This is a genomic window from Streptomyces sp. NPDC000134, from assembly GCF_042899225.1.
Taxonomy (GTDB): domain Bacteria; phylum Actinomycetota; class Actinomycetes; order Streptomycetales; family Streptomycetaceae; genus Streptomyces.
Window position 1 is genome coordinate 183,407 of the sequence record NZ_JBIAZN010000017.1, and the last position, 8,995, is coordinate 192,401.

At 72.6% G+C, this 8,995-nt stretch carries 7 protein-coding genes; 5 read left to right on the plus strand and 2 right to left on the minus strand.

Features of this window, described 5'->3' with window-relative positions; genetic code table 11:
• Nucleotides 1-83: 83 nt before the first annotated feature.
• Both ACFY32_RS25065 and ilvD read left to right on the plus strand, forming a co-directional pair.
• Nucleotides 84-911, plus strand: a complete 828-nt coding sequence (locus ACFY32_RS25065; RefSeq protein WP_359200301.1) for a sugar phosphate isomerase/epimerase — start codon at nucleotides 84-86, stop codon at nucleotides 909-911.
• Between the two features lie 167 nt (nucleotides 912-1,078).
• Nucleotides 1,079-2,932 (plus strand): dihydroxy-acid dehydratase, encoded by a 1,854-nt coding sequence (ilvD, locus tag ACFY32_RS25070; RefSeq protein WP_359200299.1) that lies wholly within the window; start codon nucleotides 1,079-1,081, stop codon nucleotides 2,930-2,932.
• Nucleotides 2,933-3,066: 134 nt separating this feature from the next.
• Here ilvD and ACFY32_RS25075 read toward each other — a convergent pair whose 3' ends face one another.
• Nucleotides 3,067-5,274, minus strand: coding sequence for a PQQ-binding-like beta-propeller repeat protein (locus ACFY32_RS25075; protein ID WP_390675311.1), 2,208 nt, complete (start codon nucleotides 5,272-5,274; stop codon nucleotides 3,067-3,069).
• Nucleotides 5,275-5,453: 179 nt separating this feature from the next.
• Between ACFY32_RS25075 and ACFY32_RS25080 the strand changes: the two genes are divergently transcribed.
• From ACFY32_RS25080 to proC, 3 genes are all read left to right on the plus strand, one after another.
• Nucleotides 5,454-5,771 carry an SH3 domain-containing protein gene (locus ACFY32_RS25080; protein ID WP_390675312.1) on the plus strand — a complete coding sequence of 106 codons (318 nt, stop codon included), beginning with the start codon at nucleotides 5,454-5,456 and terminating at the stop codon, nucleotides 5,769-5,771.
• 43 nt (nucleotides 5,772-5,814) lie between these two features.
• Nucleotides 5,815-6,324, plus strand: coding sequence for an EamA/RhaT family transporter (locus ACFY32_RS25085; RefSeq protein WP_390675313.1), 510 nt, complete (start codon nucleotides 5,815-5,817; stop codon nucleotides 6,322-6,324).
• A 120-nt stretch (nucleotides 6,325-6,444) separates the two neighbouring features.
• Nucleotides 6,445-7,254, plus strand: coding sequence for a pyrroline-5-carboxylate reductase (gene proC, locus ACFY32_RS25090; RefSeq protein WP_390675314.1), 810 nt, complete (start codon nucleotides 6,445-6,447; stop codon nucleotides 7,252-7,254).
• Between the two features lie 43 nt (nucleotides 7,255-7,297).
• On the opposite strand, the gene trpS is transcribed toward proC, so the two are convergent.
• Nucleotides 7,298-8,353 carry a tryptophan--tRNA ligase gene (trpS, locus tag ACFY32_RS25095; protein ID WP_390675315.1) on the minus strand — a complete coding sequence of 352 codons (1,056 nt, stop codon included), beginning with the start codon at nucleotides 8,351-8,353 and terminating at the stop codon, nucleotides 7,298-7,300.
• Nucleotides 8,354-8,995: the final 642 nt, after the last annotated feature.

Sequence of the window (8,995 nt, forward strand, 5' to 3'; positions counted from 1 at the left end):
GCGCAGCGCCCGCGTATGGCGATGGCCACAACGGCCACCCGGCACCCCGCACCCACCCGACCGCACCCCGTAACCTGTCCCCCATGGCAGAGCCCCTCGTACGGAACCCGGATGCGAAGGTCGCCCTGTCGACGGCCTCCGTCTACCCGGAGTCGACGGCGACGGCCTTCGAGATCGCCGGGCGCCTCGGGTACGACGGCGTCGAGGTCATGGTCTGGACCGACCCCGTCAGCCAGGACATCGACGCCCTGCGCAGACTCAGCGACTACCACCAGGTGCCGATCCTGGCCGTGCACGCCCCCTGCCTGCTCATCACGCAGCGCGTCTGGTCCACCGACCCCTGGGTGAAGCTCCAGCGCGCCCGCGCCGCCGCCGAGAAGCTCGGCGCGAGCACGGTCGTGGTCCACCCGCCGTTCCGCTGGCAGCGCCAGTACGCGCGGGACTTCGTCAGCGGCGTCTGGCGCATGGCCGACGAGACGGACGTACGGTTCGCCGTCGAGAACATGTACCCCTGGCGGTACCGCGACCGCGAGATGCTCGCCTACGCCCCCGACTGGGACGTCACCAGGGACGACTACCGGCACTTCACGGTCGACCTCAGCCACACCGCCACCGCCCGCGCCGACGCCCTCGACATGGTCGACCGCATGGGCGACCGCCTGGGCCACGTCCACCTCGCCGACGGCAAGGGCTCCGCCAAGGACGAGCACCTGGTCCCCGGCCGCGGCACCCAGCCCTGCGCCGAGCTGCTGGAACGCCTGGCGCGGACCGGCTTCGACGGCCATGTCGTCATCGAGGTCAACACCCGCCGCGCGATGTCCGGCGCCGAGCGGGAGGCCGACCTCGCCGAGGCGCTGGCCTTCACCCGCCTGCACCTGGCCTCCGCGGCGGCGAAGGTCCCGCGCGGGTGACCGGCTGCGCCGGGTCCGACTGACGCACCGCCGAGGAACAAGTGGCGTCGGCGCGCGAGATCCGCGTCCCGCATTCCGGACACCGTGTCCCGACCCCTGGATGACGGGCGTACGCTCGACGGCAGTCAGTACTCTCTGGCAGCACTCTGTCGAAGGAGCGAGCGACGATGCCCGAGCTGAGGTCCCGCACAGTCACCCACGGCCGCAACATGGCGGGCGCCCGCGCCCTTATGCGCGCCTCCGGTGTACCGGGCGAGGACATCGGCCGGAAGCCGATCATCGCGGTCGCCAACAGCTTCACCGAGTTCGTGCCCGGCCACACCCACCTGGCGCCGGTCGGCCGGATCGTCAGCGAGGCCGTCACCGCGGCCGGCGGCATCCCGCGCGAGTTCAACACCATCGCCGTCGACGATGGCATCGCCATGGGCCACGGCGGCATGCTGTACTCCCTGCCCTCGCGCGACCTGATCGCGGACAGCGTGGAGTACATGGTCGAGGCCCACCGCGCCGACGCCCTGATCTGCATCTCCAACTGCGACAAGATCACCCCGGGGATGCTCAACGCCGCCCTGCGGCTGAACATCCCGACGGTCTTCGTCTCCGGCGGCCCCATGGAGTCCGGCCGCGCCACCCTGGTCGACGGCACGGTCCGCACCCTCGACCTGGTCGACGCGATGTCCGAGGCCGTCAACGACAAGATCTCGGACGAGGACATCCTCCGTATCGAGGAGAACGCCTGTCCGACCTGCGGCTCCTGTTCCGGTATGTTCACCGCCAACTCGATGAACTGCCTGACCGAGGCCATCGGCCTCTCCCTCCCCGGCAACGGCTCGGTGCTGGCCACCCACACGGCCCGCAAGCAGCTCTACGTGCGCGCCGCCGAGACCGTCATGGACCTGACCCGCCGCTACTACGAGCAGGACGACGACACCGTCCTGCCCCGCTCCATCGCCACCGTCGCGGCCTTCCAGAACGCCATGGCCCTCGACATCGCCATGGGCGGCTCCACCAACACGATCCTGCACCTGCTGGCCGCCGCCCAGGAGGCCGAGGTCCCCTTCGGCCTCGCCGAGATCGACGACCTCTCGCGCCGCGTCCCCTGCCTGGCCAAGGTCGCCCCCAACGTCGCGAAGAACCGCACGTACTACATGGAGGACGTGCACCGCGCGGGCGGTATCCCCGCCCTGCTGGGCGAGCTGCACCGGGCCGGCCTGCTCAACGAGGACGTCCACTGCGTGCACAGCCCGTCGCTGGCCGACTGGCTCAAGACCTGGGACATCCGTGGCGGCTCCCCGTCGCCGGAGGCCGTGGAGCTGTGGCACGCGGCGCCCGGCTGCGTCCGCTCCGCCGAGGCGTTCTCCCAGTCCGAGCGCTGGGACACCCTCGACGAGGACGCCGAGGGCGGCTGCATCCGCTCCGCCGAGCACGCCTACTCCCAGGACGGCGGCCTCGCGGTGCTGCGCGGCAACCTCGCCGTCGACGGCTGCGTGGTGAAGACGGCCGGTGTCGACGAGTCGATCTGGACCTTCGAGGGCCCCGCGGTGGTCTGCGAGTCGCAGGAGCAGGCCGTGGAGAAGATCCTCACCCAGCAGGTCAAGGAGGGCGACGTCGTCGTCATCCGCTACGAGGGCCCCAAGGGCGGCCCCGGTATGCAGGAGATGCTCTACCCGACCTCGTACCTCAAGGGCCGCGGGCTGGGCAAGGCGTGCGCGCTGGTCACCGACGGCCGCTTCTCCGGCGGCACCTCCGGCCTGTCCATCGGCCACGCCAGCCCCGAGGCGGCCTCCGGCGGCACCATCGCCCTGGTCGAGGACGGCGACCGCATCCGCATCGACATCCCCGCCCGCACCATCGAACTGCTCGTCGACGACGCCGAACTCGCCCGCCGCGAGCAGGCCCTGAACGGCGTGTACGCGCCGAAGAACCGCGACCGCAAGGTCTCCGCCGCCCTGCGCGCCTACGCCGCGATGGCCACCAGCGCCGACAAGGGCGCGGTCCGGGACGTCAGCAAGCTCGGCTGACCCACGCCCGCCCCTTCGGGGCCGTTCCCGTACGGACGGGAACGGCCCCGATGCGCGTACGGACGAGGGCTCGGCGCGTACGTCCCATCAAGCGGCCGGATCGTGTGTCCTACCAGGCGGCCGGGGCGCGTGTCCTACCAGGCGGCCGGGTCGCCTCCGGCCACGGCGAAGACCGTGCCGTCGGGGGCGCCGGCGTACACCAGGCCGCCGACGGCGACCGGCGAGGGCAGCGCGGCGGCCACCTCGCCGGCGTCCGGGCCGAGCCGCGCCGGGGTCTGGCCCACCAGACGGCCGTCCCGGGCGTCCACGGCGAGCAGCCGGCCGTCGGGAGCGGTGACGTACACATGGCGGGCGTCGGCGGCGGGCGCCGAGCCGTGCGGCACGGACGTCTCCAGATGCCACAGCTCCGCACGGGCGTCCAGGTCCACCGCCTGCAACGCCCCGTCCGCCGCCAGCAGGTACGCCACGTCCCCGCGCACGGAGGCCCGGACGTCCGGGCGGGGCACGGACAGCTCCACCCGGCTCGTCGTACGGGTCCCCGGCGTGTAACGGACCACGGCGACGGCACGGCTCTCCGGCCCGTCGACCGCGAGGAAGTCCACCGAACCCTTACCGGCGCCGACGGGCCGCAGCGTCCCCGCCAGCCGGGCGCTCCAGCGCACCTCGCCCGTCCCCGGGTCCAGGGCGGTGACCCGGGTGCCGGACCCGTCCGGCGCGGGGGCGGTCGCGTAGGCCAGCGGATCGCCGGGGAAGGAGTCGAGGGCCGCGTCGACGGGCACCGCGGCGGACTTCGTCCACGCGGTCCGGCCCGAGGCGCTGTCGACGCCGGTCACCGTGCCGTCCGCACCGACCAGCAGCAGCGTGTCACCGGCGTACCGGATCGACCGGGACCCGGACCCGCCCCGCTCCCAGACCCGTTCGCCGGTCGCGGGGGAGCGGCCCTCCAGGCGCGGCCCGCCGTCCGGGAAGGGCTGCACGAGACCGCCGGAGAGCACGGGCGGGCCGCCGACCGAGTCGGTGGCGACCGAACGCCGCCACCGCAGCTCGCCGTCGGCGGGGTCCAGGGCGAACACCACACCGGGCTGGGCGCACAGCAGCGCCCGCGCGCCGTGGGCGCACTGCGGTACGCCCCCGCGTGCGGACACCGGCCGCGCCGTCCACGGGCCCGGCACCCCACCCGAGGACGCCTTCCGCGGGGCCTCGCCCTCACCGCCGAACGCCGTGAAGGAGACCAGCGCCGCACAGACGGCCAGCCCGAGCGCACCGGCCGCGAGCCGGACCCGCCTGCCGGGACCCCTCCCCGGCCGGGACGCGACGGCGGGCTCGGGCTGCGGGTCCGGTGCCGACCACGGCGCGGACGACCGGTGCGGGCCGGCGGCCGGGCGCGGGTCGGGCTCGAAAACCGGCTCCGGACCCGCCCACGACTCCCCGCCCCCGTCGGCCTCCCGCGCCTCCCGTCCCACCGGCGCCCCGCCCGCCCGCTGCGCCGGTATGAACGCCTGCGTGTCGTACGAGGCCGCCACCGACCGCAGCTCCCGCATCAGCTCGTCCGGCGTCGGCCGATCCTCCGGCGCCTTCGCCAGACACCGCCGCACCAGCCCGGCCAACGGCTCCGGTACGCCGGTCAGATCGGGTTCGTCGTGCACGACCTGGTACGCGACGACATACGGACTGTCGGAGTCGAACGGCCCCCGCCCGGTCGCCGCGTGCACCGTCACCGACCCGAGCGCGAAGACATCGGCCGCCGGCCCGACCTCCCGGGGCCGCCGGAACTGCTCGGGCGCCATGAACGGCGGCGTACCGATCAACTTGCCGGTCTCGGTACGCAGTTCACTGTCCGCCGGCCGCGAGATCCCGAAGTCGATGACCTTCGGGCCGTCCTCGGCGAGCAGCACGTTGCTGGGCTTGAGATCCCGGTGCACGACCCCGACCCGGTGGATGTCCCGGAGCGCCTCCGCCAGCCCCGCCATCAGCCGGCGCAACTGCCCGGTGTCCAGCGGCCCGTTCCGCTTCACCTGCTCGGCGAGGGTCGGACCGGCGATGAACGTCGTGGCCATCCAGGGCCGCCCGGCGTCCGGGTCGGCGTCCACGACCGGCGCGGTGAAGGCACCGCTGACCCGCCGCGCCGCCGCCACCTCCTGCCGGAAGCGCCCCCTGAACTCCGGGTCCCTGGCGAACTCGGCGTGCACCACCTTCACCGCCAGCCGCATCCCGGACGTACTGCGGGCCAGGTGCACGACCCCCATGCCACCCGACCCGAGACAGGATTCCAGCCGATAGTGACCGGCGTACTCCGGAAGTTCCGCTTCCATGTCTGCTCCGGCATTCCGCTGTGGCGCCACTGGACCACCCCCGTGCGTTCGTCCGCGCGACGCACGGAGCCTAGTCGAAGACTCGTACGAGACCGAGGCGGCTTGCTAGCCTCCGCGTGCGAGATACGAACTCCTGTTTCGCCCTGCGTCTCAGGGGAATCACCACCACCCCATGGCAGCCATGGGGTGTGAACGGGGGAGGTTCTGTCATGACTGTCGAGCGTGTGGAAACAGTGGGAAGCGGCCCGGAGGAAGCCGTCACCACCACGGCCGCGACCGTCCGCTACTACTCGGTCGCCCCGGGCGTCCGGCTGAACGTCCGGCGGGGGCCGGGCACCAGCTACAGCGTCGTCCGGGTCCTGCCCGAGGACGCCCGGGTGCCGATCTACTGCCAGCGACCGGGCACCTCGGTCTCCGGCCCGTACGGCACCAGCAGCATCTGGGACAACGTGGGCAACGGCGAGTACGTCTCCGACGCCTACGTCCAGACCGGCAGCGACGGCTACGTCGCCTCGCGCTGCGCCTGATCCCCGCCGGGGCCCGCGGCCCCTCCGGCGCCATAATCGAAGCGTGAGCGCAGAGAACGGCACCCCGGAGACCCCCGCGGGCTCCACGCCCCCCACCGGTCCCCGCCCCGAACCGATCCGGTTCTTCGGCACGAGCTGGGTCGACCACGACCACGGCTACACCGCCCGCCGCGTCGCCCTCGCCGTCGGCTCGCTCGTCGCGGCGGCCGCCGCCTGCCTGGTCCTGCGCCTCGCCTACCAGGGGCTCCGGATCGCGGACATCGGCAGCTTCGTCACGCTGCTCGTCGTCGTGATGTTCGCCGTGTGCAGCGCGCTGGCCTTCCGCCACACCTGGGCCGGCTTCAGCAGCCGCCCCGACCCCGACCGCCAGGCGTCCCTGCGCGGCCTGCTGACCATCGGCTTCATCGGCTCCCTCCTCGCCTACGCCTTCCGCTGCCTCGTCGAGGCCCCCGGCGAGAAACTCCACCGCACCGAGTACGAAGCGGCCCGCGCCCGCCACGAGAAGCGCGCCACCCGCCGCTCGGGCAACCCGAAGAAACGCCGCCGCCCGTAAGCGGCGGGCACCGCTCGGGACCGGCCCGACGTCCCGCCCACCGGACACCCCCGCCGCCCCGGCGCCCCCGGTGCGAGGATGAGCCGGGACGACGCACTACCCCGGAGGTCACCCGCAGCCATGACCCAGAAAGTCGCAGTCCTCGGCACCGGCAAGATCGGCGAAGCCCTGCTCAGCGGAGTGATCCGAGCGGGCTGGGCCCCGGCCGACCTCCTGGTCACCGCCCGCCGGCCGGAACGGGCCGCGGAACTCCACGCCCGCCACGGAGTCACCCCCGTCACCAACGCCGAGGCCGCCAAGACCGCCGACACCCTGATCCTCACGGTCAAGCCGCAGGACATGGGCACCCTCCTGGACGAACTCGCCCCCCACGTCCCCGCCGACCGCCTGGTCATCAGCGGCGCGGCAGGCATCCCCACCTCGTTCTTCGAGGAGCGCCTCGCCTCCGGTACCCCGGTCGTCCGCGTCATGACGAACACCCCCGCCCTCGTCGACGAGGCCATGTCCGTCATCTCCGCCGGCACCCACGCCACCGCCGACCACCTCGCGCACGCCGAGGAGATCTTCGGCGCCGTCGGCAAGACCCTCCGCGTCCCCGAGTCCCAGCAGGACGCCTGCACCGCCCTCTCCGGCTCCGGCCCGGCGTACTTCTTCTACCTGGTCGAGGCCATGACCGACGCCGGCATCCTCCTCGGCCTGCCCCGCGACAAGGCCCATGAGCTGATCGTCCAGTCCGCGATCGGCGCCGCCACCATGCTCCGCGACAGCGGCGAGCACCCGGTCAAGCTCCGCGAGAACGTCACCTCTCCCGCGGGCACGACCATCAACGCCATCCGCGAACTGGAGAACCACGGCGTACGGGCCGCCCTCATCGCCGCCCTGGAAGCCGCCCGCGACCGCAGCCGCGAACTGGCCTCCGGCAACAACTGACGACTGCCCCACGGGGGCGGGCCTCCCCGCCCCCGCCGCGCAGCTACCGGGCCGTGTCCAGCGCCGCCCCCGCGCCAGGGGTGTCCGGCCCCTCCGTATCGGACGAAGCCGGAAGCAGCCCGATCGCCCGGTAAGCGGCGTCCACGGTCGGCCGCGCCATCGCCAGCGCCCGCTGCGCGCCGTCCCGCAGCACCCCCTCCACGTAGCCAGGGTCCGCGCACAACTCCCGGTGCCTCTCCCGCACGGGCCGCAACACCTCGACCACCGCCTCCGCGGTGTCCCGTTTCAGAGCGCCGTACGACTCGTACACACCGCTCAGGTCCTCGGGGTTCCCGCCCGTGCACGCGGCGAGGATCTCCAGCAGGTTGGCGAGCCCCGGCCGGGCCTCCCGGTCGTACACGACCTCCCGCCCGCTGTCGGTGACGGCCCGCATGACCTTCTTCCGCACCACGTCCGGCTCGTCGAGCAGATAGACGATCCCCGGCCCGACGTCCTCGCTCTTGCCCATCTTCGACAGCGGGTCCTGGAGGTTCATCACCCGCGCCGCGACGGCCGGGAACGTGGCCCGCGGCACCACGAACGTGTGCCCGTACCGCTGGTTGAACCGCACGGCCAGGTCCCGGGCCAGCTCCACGTGCTGCACCTGGTCGTCCCCCACCGGCACCTCGTCGGTCCCGTACGCCAGGATGTCCGCCGCCATCAGCACGGGATACGTCAGCAGCGACAGCCGCACGCTCCCGCCCCGCAACCGCTCCCGCGCCGCCTTCTCCTTGTACTGGATCATCCGCCGCATCTCACCGTCGGTCGCCACGCACTCCAGCAGGTACGACAGCCGGGCGTGCTCATCGACGTGGCTCTGTACGAAGACGGTGCACAGTTCCGGATTCAGCCCCGCCGCCAGCAGCAGCGACGCCGCCTGCCGGCTCAGCCTGCGAACCCGCGCCGGATCGTGGTCCACGGTCAGCGCGTGCAGGTCCACCACGCAGAACAGCGCGTCGGCCCGGTGCTGGTCGACCGCGGCCCACTGCCGCAGCGCGCCCAGATAGTTCCCCAGCGTCAGATGCCCGGTCGGCTTGACCCCGCTGAAGACCCGTGTCATCTCTCCACCTCCTGGTCAGGACCGCCGCTGCCCGCCGGCCGCCCCTCCTGGAGGGAGATACGAGAACGGCCGCCGAGGCGGCGGCCGTCAGTTGCGTACGTGAGCGCGGCCGCCGTCAGGCGGCCCACCAGAACTGGTCGTACGTACGCGTCATCACGCCAGCCAGCGTACGCCCGCGAAGCCGGTCCCGACCCAGAGTTGACACGCCCGCTCCCGGTACGTACTGTTCTCCGAGTTGTCCGACGTGAGCGCCGACCCCGGTCGGTCCCCGGACAGCCATCCCGCAAGTACCCACCAGCCTTCGACGGCCAGTCGATCTGACGTCGTCGTGTCGTGGTGCGCGTATTCACGGAATGAGGAATCCACGTCCGAAAGGACGCGGCCCCCGATTAGCTCGGGAGCCGGGAATCCGCTAAAGTCTCACTCCGTCGGAACGGCCCAACAGCCGGGAAGACAACCCCCTCTGACGGGGAATCAGGGCCCGAAAGGATCTGATAGAGTCGGAACCGCCGGAAAGGGAAACGCGGAAGCGGGAACCTGGAAAGCGCCGAGGAAATCGGATCGGAAAAGGATCTGATAGAGTCGGAAACGCAAGACCGAAGGGAAGCGCCCGGAGGAAAGCCTGAGAGAGTCTCTCGGGTG